Source organism: Curtobacterium sp. Leaf183 (genome assembly GCF_001424385.1).
Lineage (GTDB): Bacteria > Actinomycetota > Actinomycetes > Actinomycetales > Microbacteriaceae > Curtobacterium.
This window is the reverse complement of the sequence record NZ_LMPO01000008.1, coordinates 700,926-717,870: the sequence shown is the minus strand read 5'-3', so window position 1 is coordinate 717,870 and position 16,945 is coordinate 700,926. Positions and strand designations below refer to the sequence as shown.

Genomic DNA, 16,945 nt, shown 5'->3' with positions numbered 1-16,945 from the left:
GTGTTGTCGTTCCCTGCTGAGGTCGGGGCGGTCACGTCGGTCGCGTCGGTCACTTGACGAGTGTCGACTCGATCACGGAGGTGAAGAAGGTGAGGCCGTCCGTGCCGGAGGCCATCGCCGCGGGGGTGTCCGGGCCGAACCCGGCTTCCGTCGCGTGCTCGGGGTGCGGCATCAGGCCGACGACGTTGCCGCGCTCGTTGGAGACGCCCGCGATGTCGTCGATCGAGCCGTTCGGGTTCACGCCGACGTAGCGGAACACCACCTGGCCGTTGTCCTCGATGCGCTTGATCTCGTCGGCGTCGGCGACGAACCGGCCGTCCGCGTTCTTGAGCGGGATCGTGATCTCCTGCTGCGCGCTGAACCCGGAGGTCCAGGCGGTGCCGGCGTTCTCGACGCGGAGCTTCTGGTCGCGACGGATGAACTGCTGGTGGGCGTTGCGGGTGTGCGCGCCGGGCACCAGGCGGGCCTCGGCGAGCATCTGGAACCCGTTGCAGATGCCGAGCACGGGCATGCCCTTGCCGGCTGCGTCGATGACCTCGGCCATGATCGGCGCCTTGGCCGCGATCGCCCCGGCACGCAGGTAGTCCCCGTACGAGAAGCCCCCGGGGAGCACGATCGCGTCGACGCCCTGCAGGTCGTGGTCGCCGTGCCAGAGCGCGACCGGGTCGGCCCCGGCGAGGCGGACCGCGCGCTGGGCGTCGCGGTCGTCGAGCGAGCCGGGGAACGTGATGACGCCGATGCGCATCGCGGTCACTCGGCGCTGCTGTGCTCGGCCACGCTGACCGAGACGACGTCTTCGATCACCGCGTTGGAGAAGATGTCCGCCGCGATCTCGCGGACCTCGGCGAGCTTGGCGTCGTCGACGGGGCCGTCGACGGTCACCTCGAATCGCTTGCCGATGCGGACGTTGGTCAGGTCGTTCTTGCCGAGGCGCGCGAGGGCATTGCCCACCGCCTTGCCCTGGGGGTCGAGGATCTCGGCCTTCGGCATGACCTCGACGACGATCGTTGGCACGTGTTCACTCCAGCACGGTGGGTCGGTTGGGGACGCGCCAAGTCTATGCGGCCCGCGCATCCCGCCGGGCGCGCTTGTGGAGAACTGTTCGAAGCCGTATATTCCAAGTCGAATAGTCAACTCGGAACACGGACAGGAGGCCCGGATGACGTCGCTCACGCCCCTCGCGTTCGCCGCGCTGGACCTGCTGAACGAAGCGCCGATGCACCCGTACGAGATGTTCCAGACCATGGTCCACCGCCGCGAGGAACGGAACGTCAAGGTCCGGCCCGGCACGCTCTACCACCAGGTCGGGCGCCTCGCAGAGCTCGGCCTGGCCGAGGTGGTCGGCACCGACCGCGACGGCAACCGCCCCGAGCGGACGACCTACACGATCACCGACGCGGGACGGACCGCGCTCGCCGAGGGGCTCCGGCGCATGGTCGCCGAGCCCGCCGACGAGTACCCCGAGTTCCACCTGGCGCTGTCGGTGCTCGAGAACCTGCCGAAGGACGAGGCCGTCGATGCGGTCCGGGTCCGGATCGTCGCGCTCGAACACGAACGCGACGAGTACGACGGCGCCGTGCGCGACATCCACGCCAAGCAGCTCGCCGACCGCTACTGGCTCGACGTGTCCTACGTGCATGCGATGCTCACCGCACAGATCGAGTGGCTCCGTGCCACCGTCGCCCGCATCGAGCGCGGCGACATCCCCTGGGACGGCCCGGCCGTCCCGACGCAGAACCCCACGAACAGCAAGGAACCCACTCGATGACCTCCGTCACGTCGCCCCCCACGGGCACCGAGAAGAAGCCGTGGCCCGCCCTCTGGGCGCTCGTCGTCGGCTTCTTCATGATCCTGGTCGACTCCACGATCGTGTCCGTCGCCACCCCCACCATCGCCGAGAAGCTGAACGCCGACATCAACAGCGTCATCTGGGTGACCAGCGCCTACCTGCTCGCCTACGCGGTGCCGCTGCTCATCACGGGCCGACTCGGTGACCGCTTCGGCCCGAAGGTCCTGTACCAGGTCGGCCTCGTCGTCTTCACCCTCGCCAGCCTGTGGTGTGGTTTCTCGGGCTCGATCGAGATGCTGATCCTCGCCCGTGTCGTCCAGGGCCTCGGCGCCGCCATGATGACGCCGCAGACCATGTCCGTCATCACGCGCATCTTCCCGCCGCAGAACCGCGGCGCGGCGATGGGCCTCTGGGGCGCGGTCGCCGGTGTCGCCTCGCTCGTCGGCCCGATCGTCGGCGGCCTGCTCGTCGACGGCTTCGGCTGGGAGTGGATCTTCTTCGTGAACGTGCCGGTCGGTGTCGTCGCCTTCGTGCTGGCGCAGCGCTTCGTCCCGTCGTTCGAGCGCCACGGCCACCGCTTCGACTACCTCGGCATCGTGCTCAGTGCCGTCGGGCTCTTCCTGCTCGTCTTCGGCATCCAGGAGGGCGAGACCTACGACTGGGGCGTCATCACCGGCCCGATCTCGGTCTGGTCGCTGATCATCACCGGCATCGTCGTGCTCGTCGCCTTCGTGGTGTGGCAGGGCGTGCAGAAGGGGGAGCCGCTGCTGCCCCTCGGCCTGTTCAAGGACCGCAACTTCACCCTGGCCAACGTCGCCATCACCGCCGTCGGTGTCGCGATCTCGTCGTTCGCGCTGCCGATCATGCTCTGGGCGCAGGACGTCCTGCGCTTCTCCCCGACCCAGGCCGCGCTGCTGCTCGTGCCCCAGGCGGTCATCTCCGCGGGGCTCGCGCCGCTCGTCGGCAAGAACCTCAACAAGTGGAACCCGCGCTGGGTCGCGGCGTTCGGCCTCGCGTGCTTCTCGGGCGGGCTGTTCTGGTTCGGTGCGCTGCTCTGGTCGGGTGCCGACTGGGGCTGGACGCTTCTGCCGAGTGCCCTGCTCGGTCTGGCCAACGCCTGCATGTGGGGACCGCTGTCCGTCTCGGCCACGCGCAACCTCCCGCCCAAGCTCGCGGGTGCCGGCTCGGGCGTCTACAACACGACCCGTCAGATCGGTGCGGTGCTCGGTTCCGCCGGCATCGCCGCCCTGATCGAGGCCCGGATCACCGCGAACTTCCCGGCGCAGTCGGGCGGGGCGTCGGCCGGTGGCGCCGAGCAGCAGGTCGGTGGGCTGCCCGCCTTCCTCCAGCAGCCGTTCGCGACCGCGATGGGCCAGTCGCTGGTGCTGCCCGCCGTGGTGCTCGTCGTCGCGATCGTCGCGGCACTGTTCCTGGCGAAGCCGAAGCAGACCGTCGCCTGGAGCCAGACCGGTTCCGTCGCGACTCAGCCCGGCGCCGCGGCGGAGCAGCCGGCTGCCCCGACCGGACACGGCATCCACGCTGCGGCTCCCGCGCCCACCTCACCCGAGGAGGAGCTGGCCGCAGCCGACCACCACGGACGGCACTCCGGCGCCGAGTAGCCCGCGTACCCAGGACGCCCCCGATCGCACATGTGGTCGGGGGCGTCGTTGTGTCCGGGCGCCTGTCCATGCCCGCTGTCGCTCGCTGCGTCCGCATGTCCCGACACCGGGCGAGCACCGGCGGCTCCTCGATGCAGTCCGAGGCGACAACACCGCTGTCGTACGACGTCGACTTCGTCGCGGTCGGGGCAGCCCTGCCGACGATGCGACAACACCGCTGTCGTACGACATCGACTCTGTCGTTCCGAGTCGGCTCCGCCCGCCGCCGCCCCTGCGTCCGCCGCGCCCGCCTCACCTGCGGCGGGACAGGTGCTCGCGGGTCAGGGCGTCCATCTCGTCGTCGGAGAGGGCGTCGACGGCGCGGGCCTCGCGGCGGTCGGTCCGCTGCCACCGGATGAACAGCGAGATCAGCACGGGGATGTCCGCCACCTCGGCGATGAACCACAGCAGGTCGCCCGCCAGGTGCTGGTCGCGGAGCGGTGACGGGAACCAGGCGGGCCCCGAGGCCATCACGGTCGCGCCGTCGAGCACGTGGTTCGTGATGCGCAGCACGATGCCCGGGATCGCGTCGAGCATGAGCTCCACGAACGCCAGCAGGAACTCCGCCGTGACGAACGTCGATGAGCGCAGCAGTCCCGGTTCGGACAGCGGAGCGAGCAGCCCGAACCCGAGCATCGGGACGAGCACCGTGATCGCGACGGCCCCCACCGCGGACGTGCGGATCGCCGCCGACAGCGGAGTCAGCAGGAGACAGAACAGCGCGAGGGCGACCAGGGGCGACACGATTGCGGTGCCGAGCACCCGCACCGGACGCGACCGCATGACGGCGGTGGCGGCGTCGGCGAGGCGAGCAGGGCCTCCCGTCCGGAGCAGCGCGAGCGGCGCGCCGATCGCAGCGAACGTCGGGACCGCGAAGAACAGCAGCGCGAGCCGCAGGACGAACGCCCAGCGCAGGGTCTGGTCGTACACGCCGACGATGCCGAACTGCAGGACGCCGAACAGCGCCAGTGCTGCGACGAAAGACAGCGACCGCCACCACGGCCATCCGGTGCCGCGACGGTGGGCACCGACGAGCCACCAGCCGTAGGCCACCGCGGCGACCAGGATCATGGCGACCGCGAGCGGATCGAGGTGCCAGATGCTCCAGAACTCGGACGGTGACGGCGTGGGGGCCTCCTGGGTCGCACGGCGCGATCGCGCCGCACGATCATCCTCGGCCTCCGGAGGACCGGCGCCGCTCGGAGCCGGTGCCGATCCGGTGAGAACGGGTTCAGATCCGCGTGACGCCCGCCGCCGGCACCGTGCGGGACAGCAGCCACACGCCGATCGGCACCAGCACCGCGCCCAGCACTGCGACCCCGAACGACAGGTGGAGCTGCATCACGACGAACGCCGGGCCGACCGTGCACAGGACGGCGAGCGCGACGACCGGCCAGGCGGGGCGGTCGGAGCCGGGGACCAGGCGGGGGAGCGGTCGGTCGAACCAGCGCAGCCCCCGCGCCACCGCCAGCGCCGTCGCGAGGACCACGACCACGGCCACGGCCCGGGTCGCCCACCACGTCGCCGAGCCGGGCGCGGGGAACGGGACGCCGATGAACAGCGCGATGCCGTTGAGCGCGATGAAGAGCGGCAGGTGCCACAGGTAGACGGTCATGCCGTCACGGCCGAGCAGGAACACGACGCCCTGCGCGGCGCGGGTGTGCATGAGCCGCGACAGTGGCGCGTGCAGGACCTGCACCAGACACACCTGCGCCACGGCCAGCAGTGCCAGCGGCAGCATCGGCGGGTTGAGGTCCTGCAGCATGTCCGGCGACCACAGTCCGACCAGCGTGATCGGCACGGTGACGGCGTAGGTCAGGACGGCGACGACGGCGAGCAGCGCACGCGACCGCTGCCGGAACCACCCGTCCGCCCACAGGAACCCGAGCTGCTGCGCGAACAACCACACCGGACCGAGGTTGAGCAGCCCGACGTCGGCGACCCCGGTCGTCAGCCGGACGGCGTCGACCAGTCCTGCCAGCAGGAGCAGCATGCCGAGCGTGCGCCACGGGGCGCTGGCGTGCAGTCGGGCCATCAGGGGGACGCAGCACTGGGTGATGCCGTAGGCAGCGAGGAACCACAGCGGCGACCCGATGCCGAACGCCACCGTGGCCAACAGGTCGGCCGGTGTGCCGAGCGCCGTGGCGACGCCGAGTCCCAGCGCGAGCACGACCAGGAGCGGGACCGCCGGGCGGAACAACCGGACCAACCGGGTCGCGTACCAGTCGCGGGCACCGCCGCCCCGGGCCAGGGTGCTCCGCCACCCGACCGCGCTGGCGAACCCGCCCACGACGAAGAACAGGGGCATCACCTGGCCGACCCAGGTGGCCGGCACGTACCAGTCCGCCTGCTGCAGTGGGCTGGTGACACGGATGCCGGCGTCGTCGGCGGCGATCCCGACCATCGTGACGTGCACGATGACGACGAGGACGACGCAGGCCGTCCGGATGAGGTCGACGACCAGGTCTCGCTGCGCGATGATCCCCCGGGCGTCCACGCTGGTCTGTACCGGCTGAGTGGACATGGCGCGACGCTACCGGCCGGTCGGGGCTTCCCATGGTCCGTCCAGCTGATCGCGACCGAACCGTGACACATTGTATTCCGGTAGCGGAATGCGTCCCGCGCCCGATGTCGTGTAGGGTCGCAGTTGTCTTGAATGCTGCAAGAGAAGGGGGTCTCATGGACGGCGACGCCGAGCTGCTCCGCACCGCGGGCCTGCGGGTGACGACCCCTCGTCTGGCGGTCCTGCGCGCGACCGAGACCCTGCCGCACGCAACGGCCGACGACATCGTGACGGCCTTGGCCTCCGAGCTGCCGACCACGAGTCACCAGGCGGTGTACGGCGTCCTCGCCGCGCTGACCGGCGTCGGGTTGGTGCGTCGCATCGAGCCCGCGGGCAGCCCGGCGCGCTACGAACGCCGCACCGGGGACAACCACCACCACATCGTGTGCACGATGTGCGGGACCATCGCCGACGTCGACTGCGCCGTCGGGCATGCGCCCTGCCTGACGCCGTCCGACGCCCACGGCTTCGCCGTCACCACCGCCGAGGTCACCTACTGGGGGATCTGCGAACGGTGTGCCGCGGCCGAGCGCGACGACGAGCCGGTTCTGGCGTAGCGCGCACGCGCCGACCGCGACCGGCGCCACGGACGAACCGCAGCGCACCGACCCGCAGCGCGCGCCGCACCCGCACAGCGCACCCGCGCACCGCACCCGCGCACCGCACCGCACCGCACAGACCACCCGAGCAACCCTGACCGCACCACCGTCCCAACCGAGGAGGAACCGTGTCCGACCAGAACACGACCGACCAGCCGACCGGCACCCCGACCACCACGACCAACAGCGGGGCACCCGTCTCGAGCGACCAGCACTCGATGGGCGTCGGGGCCGACGGCCCCCTCGCGCTGCACGACCACTACCTGGTCGAGAAGCTCGCGCAGTTCAACCGCGAGCGCATCCCGGAGCGCGTCGTCCACGCCAAGGGCGGCGGCGCGTTCGGCACCCTGACGATCACGCACGACATCAGCAAGTACACCCGCGCCGCGTTCCTGCAGCCGGGCCAGCAGACCGAGATGCTCGCCCGCTTCTCGAGCGTCGCCGGCGAGCAGGGCTCCCCGGACACCTGGCGCGACCCCCGTGGCTTCGCGCTGAAGTTCTACACGTCCGAGGGCAACTACGACCTCGTCGGCAACAACACGCCCGTGTTCTTCATCCGTGACGGCATCAAGTTCCCCGACTTCATCCGCTCGCAGAAGCGCCTGCCGGGCTCGCACCTGCGCGACCACGACATGCAGTGGGACTTCTGGACCCTCTCGCCCGAGTCGGCGCACCAGGTCACGTGGCTGATGGGCGACCGCGGCCTGCCGGCGAGCTGGCGGAACATGGACGGCTTCGGGTCGCACACGTACCAGTGGATCAACGCCGAGGGCGAGCGCTTCTGGGTGAAGTACCACTTCATCACCGAGCAGGGCCACAAGACCCTGACGCAGGAGGACGCCGACCGCATCGCCGGTGAGGACGCGGACTTCCACATCCGCGACCTGCACGAGGCGATCGAGCGCAACGACTTCCCGCGCTGGACCCTCAAGGTGCAGGTCATGCCGTACGAGGACGCCGCCAGCTACCGCTTCAACCCGTTCGACCTGACGAAGGTGTGGCCGCACGCGGACTACCCGCTGATCGAGGTCGGCACGATGGAGCTCAACCGCAACCCGGAGAACTACTTCGCGCAGATCGAGCAGGCCACCTTCGCGCCGTCGAACTTCGTGCCCGGCATCGCGGCCAGTCCGGACAAGATGCTCCTCGCACGCATCTTCAGCTACGCGGACGCGCACCGCTACCGCGTCGGCACGAACCACGCGCAGCTGCCGGTGAACGCGCCGAAGAACGAGGTCCACTCGTACTCGAAGGACGGCGCCATGCGCTTCGACTTCCAGAAGTCCGAGGTCCCCGTCTACGCGCCGAACTCGCTCGGCGGTGCGCACGCCGACCCCGCCGCGACCGACGACACTCCCGGCTGGGAGTCGGACGGTGCGCTGCAGCGTGCCGCGGCGACGCTCCACCCCGAGGACGACGACTTCGGCCAGGCGGGCACCATGGTGCGCGAGGTCCTCGACGACGCCGCACGTGAGCGCCTGGTCGGCAACATCGCCGGGCACGTCTCCAAGGTGACGCGCGACGACCTGCGCGAGCGGGTCTTCGCCTACTGGACGAACGTCGACGCCGACCTGGGTGCGCGCGTGCGCGCCGCGGTGGCGCCGAGCGCCCCCGGCTCGAACGAGGACCCGGCGGAGGTCGCGGTCGAGGCCTGAGCCCCAGCCGCTCCACGCAGACGGGAGGCCCGGTGCCAGCTGGCACCGTCCTCCCTCGCAGGCTCGGTCGGCGCGCCCCGCGCAACGCTTCGCGTTGCCTCTGAGCGGGGCGCGCCCGTCTGACGTGTGTCGCGACTAGACCTGCTGGCCGTTCAGCCAGATCGGGCCCTCCGGCCACTCCTCGGCCGTCGCCGTCACGGGCAGGACCAGCCATCCGCCCTGCTCGGTCTCCGAGACCCCGGCGCCGTCCGCCGTGAAGGCGCTGAAGGTCGTGACGGCGTCGTCCATCAGGTGCCACCCCATGCGGACGTAGAACGGGACGGTGCGCTCGCCGGTGCCGAGGAAGCCGAAGGGGACGCGCAGACCCTCGAGGACGCTCTGCGTGCGGGTCATCAGCTCGCGGCCGATCCCGGTGCCCTGCATCGTCGGTGCGACGGCGACCAGGCCCGTGTCGCCGATCAGGACGTCCTCGCCGCCGACGCCGACGAACATCCGCCGGATCCCGACGTGGGCCAGGACGACGCCGTCGGCATCGCGCGCGATGACCCGGCGCTCGGGCTGCATGCCGGACCAGCTCCGGCCACCCACGTACCAGTGCGACCAGTCCGGGAACGCCTGCCCCAGCATCGCTGCGATCGCCTCGTGGTCGGGGAGGCTCAGCGCGCTCTCCTCGACCACCTCCCACCGGATGTCGTCGCTCATGGGTCCATCCTGCCCGGACGCTGCCGAGCCGGGCAGACGCGGGCTCGGATCAGCCCCGACCGGGCGCCGTGACCTCGATGCGGTTCGCCCACGGGTCCTCGAACGCCACGGTCCGCCCGTCGTCCGCGGTCTGCACCCCGGTGTCGTGCATCCGCGAGACCAGCGCGCCGAGGTCGTCCGCGCCGGGGACCTCGATGCGGACGAGCCCCAGGCCGAGTGCGAGCTGCCGGCGTCCGGCACCGCGGGAGTTCCACGTGTTCATCGCCATGTGGTGGTGGTAGCCGCCGGCGCTGACGAACAGTGCCTCGCCCCAACCCGCCGTCGTCGCGAAGCCGAGCTGGTCGACGTAGAACGCCTTCGCCGAGGCCACGTCCCCGACGGACAGGTGCACGTGTCCGACCCGACCCGGGGTAGTGGCTGCCGACTCGAGCGCGGACGACGTCAGGTGCTCCTGCAGGAACTGGTTCGGGTCGACGGAGATCGTCGCCATGTCGACCATGCCGTGCGTCCACGACCACTCGGTGCGGTCGCGGTCCCAGTACAGCTCGACGCCGTTGCCCTCGGGATCCGTGAAGTAGAAGGCGTTGCTCACCAGGTGGTCGGCGCTGCCCGTGAACGCCTGCGGGTACTGCGTCGCGACGGAGTACAGCGCCGCGGCCAGGTCGGCCCGGGTGTCGAACAGGATGGCGGTGTGGAACAGCCCGGCCTCGTGCGCGCCGGCGTGCCGGAGCTCGGGGGCGTGTTCCAGGACCACGATCGGCGTCGCGCCTCGGCCGAGCACGGCGATCCCACCGGCGTTCGACAGCAGGGTGAGCCGGACGCCGTCCCGGTAGAAGGCGGTCATCCGGTCGAGGTCGGCGACCCGGAGCGTGACGGCGCCCATCCCGGTGTCGGCGGCGAGGAGGTCCTGCGTGTGCATGACCCCAGTGTGCGCCGATTTGGTTGACGCGTCAACTAAATCGACCTCAGCGGGCGCTGAACCCGCCGTCCGACTTCAGCAGCTGCCCGTTCACCCAGCCGCCGTCCGGCCCGAGCAGGAACCCGACCAGCGCGGCGGTGTCGGACGGCAACGACGGCCGTCCGAGCGGTGTCTGGTCCGCAGCGGACTGCCGGATCGCGTCGGTCATCCACCCGGTGTCGTTCGGCCCGGGACTGACCAGGTTCGCACTCACCCGGAGGTCGCCGAGCTCCTGCGCTGCCCAGATGACCAGTCGGTCGAGTGCGCCCTTGCTGGTGCCGTACGGCAGGTTGAAGCCGACGTGGTCGCTGGTCAGGGCGACCACCCGACGGCGGTCGATCGGTGCGTCCGCCCCGGCCCGGAGTCGTGCCGCGTACGCCTGCACGAGCAGGAACGGAGCACGGACGTTCACCGCCATGTGCCGGTCGAACGACTCGAGCGTCGTCGTGGCGAAGTCCGAGGCGACCGACTCGCAGTGCGACATCACGATCGCGGTCACGGGGGCGCCCGCGTCCTCCTCGGCGCGGCCGACGAGTGCGGCCGCCTGCGCGGGGTCGGCCAGGTCGACCGGGAGCCGCGACACGCGTGCGCCCGCGTGCTCGCACTCGGCGACGACGGAGTCGATGCCGTCCGGATCGGCCCCACCGTGCACCCGCTCGTCGTACGGGCTCCACCACGACAGCGCGAGGTCCCAGCCGTCCGTCGCGAGACGCGACGCGATCGCGGCGCCGATGCCGGCTCTGCGGCCGACACCCGTGACCAGGGCGAGGGGTCTGTGGGACATGCTGCGGGCCTCCTGTCCGGCGCTCCGGTGCGTCGACCCACCAAGCCTCGCACAGGGCAGGATGGGCGGATGGCCCGCTCCCGTCCCGCTCCGGACGCCATCGCCGTCGAGCACGTCCGCGACCGGCTGTCCTCGTACGTGTACGGCAACATCACGGTGCTCGCCGCCGCGATCGCCGTCGACCCGCGCGCCATCGAGCACGGCTCGGCGGTCTGGGCCGTGCTCGGCACCGCGGTGCTGACCTACGCGGCGCACGTGCTCGCGCACCTCGTGGCGCACGGCGTCGGCGAGCAGGACGCCACCGACGCCGCGCGCCGCGAGTCCGCCGCGACCATCGCCCGGAACGCCAACCCGATCGCGACCTCGGGCCTCATCCCCGCGGTGCTCTACGCGGTGGCGTGGGTCGGGTGGCTCCCGGCGCCCTGGGCGCAGACGGCTGCGCTCGTGATCCTGGTCGTCCGCATCGGGCTGGTCGGCGTGTTCATGCAGCGGTTCAGCGGGCAGAAGCCGACGTTCCCGGCGCTGTGGGGCGGGATCGTGCTGGCGGCGGTCGCGTTCGTCATCGGTCTCGTGAAGGTGCTCCTGACGCACTGAGCGGCCGCAACCGCGCACGGTGCGAGCTTGCGGCGCCGGGCGCGCACGGTGCGAGGTTGCGGGCGTCGGCGCGCGTGGTGCGGTGTTGACCGCGTGGTGCGGGGCAACAACCGCGCACGGGGCGGTCAGGCGGGCACGGCGGACTAACCGCGCACGGCGGACTAACCTCGCACGGTGCGAGGTTGCGGCCGTCGGCGCGTGGTGCGAGGTTGACCGCGTGGTGCGGGGCAACAACCGCGCACGGGGCGGTCAGGCGGGCACGGCGCATCAACGGCGCACGGTGCGCGAAGCGCCGCCCGCGCCGGTCAGCAGCCGGTGGACGACAGCGTCACGTCGGTGACCTGCCCGCTCAGGATCGTGGTCGACTGCGCGCAGAGCCCGTCCGCGCGGACCCGGACCTTGCCCACGGCGACCCCGGCGAACTCGAGGGTGTCCCCGGGGAACGCCTTCTGGTGCGCGGCGGTGCGTCCGTTCGGCACGAGGACCTCGACGAAGTAGGACTGCTCGGCCTCGTTCGGCGAGACGGTCACGGCGATCCGCCCGGTGGAGTCCTGGGCCTTGCAACCGGTCAGGACCAGGGCTGCGGCGAGTCCGACGACGAGGGCGGTGGCGGGGCGACGGAACACCCCACAAGCCTACGCGGACCCGAGCAGCCACCCGTTGTCGGCGGCCACGCGCAGCGCCTCGGTGGCGTTCCGCGACGCGGTCTTGCCGATCGCCGCGGACAGGTGGTTCCGCACGGTGCCCTCGGACAGGTGCAGCGCGGCCGCGACACCCGCCACGGTCGGGGCCGTCCGGAAGGCGATGAGCGCGTCCGTCTCACGCTTGGTCAGCGGTGACGGCCCCGCGGCGAGCGACTCGGCTGCCAGGACCGGGTCGACCACGCGCAGCCCGGACGCGACACGGCGGACGGCGTCGGCGAGCTGTTCCGCCGGCGTGTCCTTGACGACGAACCCGGCTGCCCCGGACTCCAGTGCGCGCCGCAGGTACCCGGGTCGCCCGAACGTCGTCACGATGAGCGACCGGCACGCCGGCAGCGAGGCGGCGAGCTGCGCCGCGGCCGTGAGCCCGTCGGCCCCGGGCATCTCGACGTCGAGCAGCGCCACGGTCGCGCCGCTCGACCGTGCGGCGTCGAGCACTTCGTCCCCGCGCGCGACCTGGGCGACGACGTCGATGTCCCGCTCGAGCGACAGCAGCGACGCCAGCGCACCGCGGACGAGGGCCTGGTCGTCGGCGATCAGCACGCGGATGGCCTCGGTCACCGTCGTCCTCGTTCCACCCGCAGCAGGAACCCGCCCAGGTCACTGGTGCCCGTGGCGAGGGTGGCCCCGACGGCGTCGGCCCGTTCCCGGAGGCCGCGCAGCCCGTTGCCGCCGAACACGGGCGTGCCGACCGCCGGCCCGTCGAGCGACCCGGTGCCGTCGTCCTCGACAGTCAGTGCGGTGCGGCTGATCGTGATCCGGACGGCCGAGGCCCCCGCGTGGCGGAGGACGTTCGTGACGCCCTCGCGCAGCACCCAGGCGAACAGGCTGCGCGCGTCGGCCGCGGCGGCGTCCCCGGACGCGGGCAGCTCCGCCGCGATCTGCGCGGCCGACAGCGCGGCCCGGGCGGACAGCAGCTCGGCGTCGAGCGAGGCCTCGCGGTACCCGCTCACGGCCTGGCGGAGCCCCTGCAGCGCCTCGCGCGCCAGCCGCTCGACGTCCTGCATCTCGGCCTTCGCCCGCACGGGGTCGCTGTCGACCAGGCGTGCGGCGAGCTCGGACTTCATCGTGACGACGGTCAGCGAGTGCCCGAGGACGTCGTGCAGGTCCCGCGAGAAGCGTGCGCGTTCTTCGACCACGGCCAGCCGCGTGATCTCGTCCTGCGCGACCCCCAACCGGTCCTCGGCCTCGCGCTGGCGTCCGAAGAACACCATCGAGGCGCCGACGGAGATCGTGATGAGCGGGGCGAACAGGATCCCCGAGGCCGACGCGGTGTCCCAGCCGATGACGGCGGCGACGGCGAGCTGTCCGGCGACGGTGAGCCCGGTGACGGCCATCGCCACCCAGAGCCGCGCCGCGACGAAGCCCGACAGGGACACCAGGAGCAGCCACGACCACACCGCGAGCGGCCCGATGACGGCGAGCAGCAGCCCGGAGCAGAGCGCGAAGAACCCGATGACGACGACGCGTCCGACCAGGGCCCGGCGCCACATCAGCTCGGGCGCCACCATGAAGAACGCGTAGACCAGCGCGAGCGACGCCGTGGCGGTCAGGTGGTCCCGGAACGACCCGCCGTCCGTCCACAGGGCGATGAGCAGCAACGACTGCCACAGCAGCCCGAACACCGCCCCGCCGTACCAGCGGCGTCGCGCCTGCGCGATCTCCGCGGCGTCGTTGCTGGGCGCGGCGGCCCACGGGAACGACCGGGAGCGCGACGGACGGGAGGCCCGTGGGGCCTCCCGCACGCTCGACACGTCGTCCACGTGGGCGAGTGTAGGGCCGTCGGTCACTGGCGTGCCGCGTCGCGGCGGTAGCGCCAGACGATCACCGCGCCGAGGGCCACCGCCCAGCCCGTCAGCACCAGCGCGGGCTCGAGCATGCCGCTCGTCCCGGTGGCGCCGGCACCCATCTGCCCGATCCGGTTGAGCCAGTACGACGGCAGCAGGTGCGCGACGTCCGCCATCCACGCGGGCATGATCGACAGCGGGACCCACAGCCCGCCGAGGATCGCCAGCCCCATGAACACGACCATGAACAGGGGCTGGGCGAAGGCGGGCTTCGCGAACTGCCCGATCAGGACCGCGATGAGCGCGAAGGGCACGACCCCGCACCAGATGCCGAACGCGGCCGCCGCCCAGTGCCCGGCGTCGAGCGAGGCATGCAGCGCGAGGACCGCCACGACGACCGTGACCGCGATCGACATCGCCGCGAACGCCATGGCGGCGACGACCTTGGACACCAGGAAGGCCCACCCGGACAGCGGCGTGACGCGGAGCTGCCGGTTCCAGCCGAGGGACCGCTCGTTGACGATCGCGAAGGCCTGGCTCAGTGCGGCCATCATCGCGCCGTACGACGCCATCTGCAGGGTCGTCACGACCAGGTACTGCAGGTGCGTCGTGGGGTCCTGCTGCGACCCGTAGGCCGCGCCGAACACCAGCAGCATCACGACCGGGACGGCGAAGGTGAACACCATCGCGCGGACGTTGCGGAGCTGGCGCTTCGTCTCGAGCAGGACGTACCGGAGCGGCAGTCGACCGCCGCCGAGGACGGTGTCGAGCGGGCGCGCTGTCGTGGCGACGGTGGTCGCGGTGGTCGTGGTGGTCGTGGTCATGCGGAGACTCCGATCGTGTCGGCGGACGTGGTGTCCGCCGTGAGGGCGAGGAACGCGTCGTCCATGGTCGAGGCGACCACCTCGACGTCGTGGGCCGCGGGGAACGCGGTGAGCAGCGCGCGGAGCGTGGTGTCCGAGTCGTCGGTGCGCAGCGTGACGGAGCCGTGCCGCGCCTCCAGTCCGACGGTGCCGGGCAGCGCGCCCAGCGCGACGTGCTCGCTGTCGGGGACACCGCGGAACCGGATGGTCCGGGTGGCCGCGATCGCCTTCACCTCGGCGGGGGTGCCGTCGGCGACGACGCGACCGGCGCGCAGGATGACGATGCGGTCCGCGAACGTGTCGGCCTCGTCGAGGTAGTGGGTGGCGAAGACCACCGTGCGGCCGGCGTCCGTGAACTCGCGCATCGACGACCAGAAGGTGTGGCGTGCCTCGACGTCCATCGCGGCCGTCGGCTCGTCCAGCACCAGCAGGTCCGGGTCGGAGACCACGGCGACGGCGAACCGCGCCCGCTGGAGCTGGCCGCCGGACAGCTTGGCGACCCGGCGGCCGGCGATGTCGGTGCAGCGCGCGCGGCGGAGGGCCTCGTCGACGGGCATCGGCGTGCGGTGGGCTGCGGCCACCAGGGCGACGGCCTCGCGGACCGTCATGTCGGGCAGCAGCGCGCCGCCCTGCAGCATCGCGCCGACGCGCCCGGCGACCACGGCGTGCCGCGGGTCCGCGCCGAACAGCCGCGCCGACCCGGCGGTCGGGGTGGCCAGGCCCAGGACCAGGTCGACCGTCGTGGTCTTGCCGGCGCCGTTCGGGCCGAGGAGGGCGACGACCTCGCCCGGACGGATCGTCAGGTCGACGCCGTCGACGGCCGGTACGGCGCCGAAGCGCTTGCGCAGGCCGGTGAGCTCGATGACCGGGACGTCGTCCCGGGCTGCTGGTGTGTTCATGACCCCAGCGTGCTGTCGCGAGGCGCCTCGGCCATGGGGCGTCCGTCACGGATCCTTCGTGACATCTGTCACGGGCGGCGGGCCGGTGCCCGGCCGGCGTCGAGGTCAGTGGCCCGTCTACTGGGGGTCCTGGTCCTCCGAACGAGGGACACTCACTGTCCGGTCGGCGCGTTAGCGTTGGTCCATGGCTACCGAGACCGCGAGCACCGTGCAGTCGACCACGCCCGGGCAGGACGCCGCGCGGCGTGCGGCACTGCTCGCGGCGCTCGACGTGGTGCAGGGCGGTGCCGAGGAACGCTTCGAACGGATCACCCGCATCGCGCGTGAGGCCTTCGGGGTGTCGGGCTCGTTCCTCAACCTGGCCGGGGACGACCACCTGACGATCAAGTCGCAGCAGAGCGACAAGCGCTTCGACCCGGTCATCCCGCTCGAGGACACCTTCTGCGGGCGCACGTTGGCCAGCCCCGGGCCGGTGCTCGTGCCGGACGCGCTCCGCGACGAGCGGTTCCGCGACCTGCCGATGGTGCTCCAGGACCCCAACGTCCGCTTCTACGCCGGCGTCCCGCTGCGGCTCGGTGCCGAGCACGTCAAGGTCGGCACGCTGTGCCTGATCGACCCCCAGCCGCGCACCCTCGACGACGACGACGTCGCCCTGCTGCAGGAACTCGGCATCTGGGCGGAACGCGAGCTCGCCGCCGGCGCCGACGAGGACCGCCTGCGCTCGGTGCTCGCCGGACTCGAGCCGGGTGCCGTGGACGTGCCGGGGTACCGGATCACGGGCCTGTCGGTCCCGCACGGCGTCGTCTCCGGCGACTTCCACGACTGGCACGTCTCCGACCGCGGACTGCACGTCACGGTCTCCGACGTGATGGGCAAGGGCATGTCGGCCGGGCTCCTCGCCGCGAACATCCGCGGGGCGCTGCTCGCCCGCGGTGCTGCGACCGCGCCCAACGCCTTCGGGGCCGTCGAGGCCCAGGTCGCGCCCGAGCTCAGCCGCGCCGAGTCCTTCGCCACGCTCTTCCACGGGGTGCTCGAGCCCGCCACCGGTGTCGTCGAGTTCATCGACGCCGGGCACGGTCTGGTGCTGCAGCTCCACCACGACGGGACCGAGACGATCCACCGCTCGCTCGACCTGCCGCTCGGGCTGCACCCGGTGGGGTTCGAGCGGACGACCGGGACGCTCGAGCTCGAGCCCGGCGACGTCCTGATCGTGGTCAGCGACGGGGCGCTCGAGCTCTGGGACTCGACGCTGGCGTCACTGTCGCGGCTCGGCGGGCTCTACCGGAACTCCGCCGACGTCGGGACGTTCCTCGGCCGCATCCGGGCACGTGCTGCCTCGCACGACCCGGGCGACGACCTGACCGTCGTGGTGGTCGAGCGCGCCGCCTGACGG

General features: G+C 72.0%; 18 protein-coding genes. 6 read left to right on the top strand and 12 right to left on the bottom strand.

What is annotated here, in order from left to right:
- Positions 1-49: 49 nt before the first annotated feature.
- Together purQ and purS are read right to left on the bottom strand one after the other, a co-directional pair.
- Positions 50-745 carry a phosphoribosylformylglycinamidine synthase subunit PurQ gene (gene purQ, locus ASG04_RS09765; RefSeq protein ID WP_056123970.1) on the bottom strand — a complete coding sequence of 232 codons (696 nt, stop codon included), beginning with the start codon at positions 743-745 and terminating at the stop codon, positions 50-52.
- A gap of 5 nt (positions 746-750) precedes the next feature.
- Complete coding sequence (gene purS / locus ASG04_RS17420; RefSeq protein WP_056123105.1) at positions 751-1,014, bottom strand: phosphoribosylformylglycinamidine synthase subunit PurS; 264 nt, start codon at positions 1,012-1,014, stop codon at positions 751-753.
- A gap of 145 nt (positions 1,015-1,159) precedes the next feature.
- On the opposite strand from purS, the gene ASG04_RS17105 reads away from it, so the two are divergent.
- Both ASG04_RS17105 and ASG04_RS09750 read left to right on the top strand, forming a co-directional pair.
- A complete protein-coding gene (locus ASG04_RS17105; protein WP_056123102.1) occupies positions 1,160-1,768 on the top strand; it encodes a PadR family transcriptional regulator in 609 nt (202 codons plus the stop codon).
- Positions 1,765-3,408 carry a DHA2 family efflux MFS transporter permease subunit gene (locus tag ASG04_RS09750; protein WP_235515504.1) on the top strand — a complete coding sequence of 548 codons (1,644 nt, stop codon included), beginning with the start codon at positions 1,765-1,767 and terminating at the stop codon, positions 3,406-3,408. Before ASG04_RS17105 ends, ASG04_RS09750 begins: the two co-directional genes overlap by 4 nt.
- A 291-nt stretch (positions 3,409-3,699) precedes the next feature.
- Here ASG04_RS09750 and ASG04_RS09745 read toward each other — a convergent pair whose 3' ends face one another.
- Entirely contained in the window at positions 3,700-4,518 is an 819-nt protein-coding gene (locus ASG04_RS09745) for a cytochrome c oxidase assembly protein (protein WP_056123099.1), read from the bottom strand.
- Between the two features lie 160 nt (positions 4,519-4,678).
- On the bottom strand, positions 4,679-5,971 hold the full coding sequence (locus ASG04_RS09740; protein WP_082517936.1) for an acyltransferase family protein: 1,293 nt from the start codon (positions 5,969-5,971) through the stop codon (positions 4,679-4,681).
- Positions 5,972-6,126: 155 nt separating this feature from the next.
- Between ASG04_RS09740 and ASG04_RS09735 the strand changes: the two genes are divergently transcribed.
- Both ASG04_RS09735 and ASG04_RS09730 read left to right on the top strand, forming a co-directional pair.
- Positions 6,127-6,567, top strand: a complete 441-nt coding sequence (locus ASG04_RS09735; protein ID WP_056123093.1) for a Fur family transcriptional regulator — start codon at positions 6,127-6,129, stop codon at positions 6,565-6,567.
- A 170-nt stretch (positions 6,568-6,737) separates the two neighbouring features.
- Positions 6,738-8,264, top strand: coding sequence for a catalase (locus ASG04_RS09730; protein WP_056123091.1), 1,527 nt, complete (start codon positions 6,738-6,740; stop codon positions 8,262-8,264).
- Between the two features lie 135 nt (positions 8,265-8,399).
- Here the strand turns inward: ASG04_RS09730 and ASG04_RS09725 are convergent, their stop codons facing one another.
- The 3 genes from ASG04_RS09725 to ASG04_RS09715 are packed head-to-tail and all read right to left on the bottom strand — an operon-like array spanning position 8,400 to position 10,708.
- Positions 8,400-8,966 (bottom strand): GNAT family N-acetyltransferase, encoded by a 567-nt coding sequence (locus ASG04_RS09725; RefSeq protein ID WP_056123088.1) that lies wholly within the window; start codon positions 8,964-8,966, stop codon positions 8,400-8,402.
- A 49-nt stretch (positions 8,967-9,015) separates the two neighbouring features.
- Complete coding sequence (locus ASG04_RS09720) at positions 9,016-9,885, bottom strand: VOC family protein (protein WP_056123084.1); 870 nt, start codon at positions 9,883-9,885, stop codon at positions 9,016-9,018.
- Positions 9,886-9,931: 46 nt separating this feature from the next.
- Positions 9,932-10,708, bottom strand: coding sequence for an SDR family oxidoreductase (locus tag ASG04_RS09715; protein ID WP_056123081.1), 777 nt, complete (start codon positions 10,706-10,708; stop codon positions 9,932-9,934).
- A gap of 69 nt (positions 10,709-10,777) precedes the next feature.
- Between ASG04_RS09715 and ASG04_RS09710 the strand changes: the two genes are divergently transcribed.
- Positions 10,778-11,302, top strand: coding sequence for a hypothetical protein (locus ASG04_RS09710; RefSeq protein WP_056123078.1), 525 nt, complete (start codon positions 10,778-10,780; stop codon positions 11,300-11,302).
- A 305-nt stretch (positions 11,303-11,607) separates the two neighbouring features.
- On the opposite strand, the gene ASG04_RS09705 is transcribed toward ASG04_RS09710, so the two are convergent.
- From ASG04_RS09705 to ASG04_RS09685, 5 genes are read right to left on the bottom strand one after another with little or no spacing between them, the layout of a single operon-like run.
- Positions 11,608-11,928, bottom strand: a complete 321-nt coding sequence (locus tag ASG04_RS09705) for a hypothetical protein (RefSeq protein WP_056123076.1) — start codon at positions 11,926-11,928, stop codon at positions 11,608-11,610.
- A gap of 9 nt (positions 11,929-11,937) precedes the next feature.
- Positions 11,938-12,564, bottom strand: coding sequence for a response regulator transcription factor (locus ASG04_RS09700; protein WP_056123073.1), 627 nt, complete (start codon positions 12,562-12,564; stop codon positions 11,938-11,940).
- Entirely contained in the window at positions 12,561-13,766 is a 1,206-nt protein-coding gene (locus ASG04_RS09695) for a sensor histidine kinase (protein WP_056123071.1), read from the bottom strand. Before ASG04_RS09695 ends, ASG04_RS09700 begins: the two co-directional genes overlap by 4 nt.
- Positions 13,767-13,789: 23 nt before the next feature.
- Positions 13,790-14,614 carry an ABC transporter permease gene (locus tag ASG04_RS09690; RefSeq protein WP_235515503.1) on the bottom strand — a complete coding sequence of 275 codons (825 nt, stop codon included), beginning with the start codon at positions 14,612-14,614 and terminating at the stop codon, positions 13,790-13,792.
- On the bottom strand, positions 14,611-15,552 hold the full coding sequence (locus ASG04_RS09685; RefSeq protein WP_056123069.1) for an ABC transporter ATP-binding protein: 942 nt from the start codon (positions 15,550-15,552) through the stop codon (positions 14,611-14,613). Before ASG04_RS09685 ends, ASG04_RS09690 begins: the two co-directional genes overlap by 4 nt.
- Positions 15,553-15,736: 184 nt before the next feature.
- Between ASG04_RS09685 and ASG04_RS09680 the strand changes: the two genes are divergently transcribed.
- Entirely contained in the window at positions 15,737-16,942 is a 1,206-nt protein-coding gene (locus ASG04_RS09680) for a PP2C family protein-serine/threonine phosphatase (protein WP_056123065.1), read from the top strand.
- Positions 16,943-16,945 lie beyond the last annotated feature (3 nt).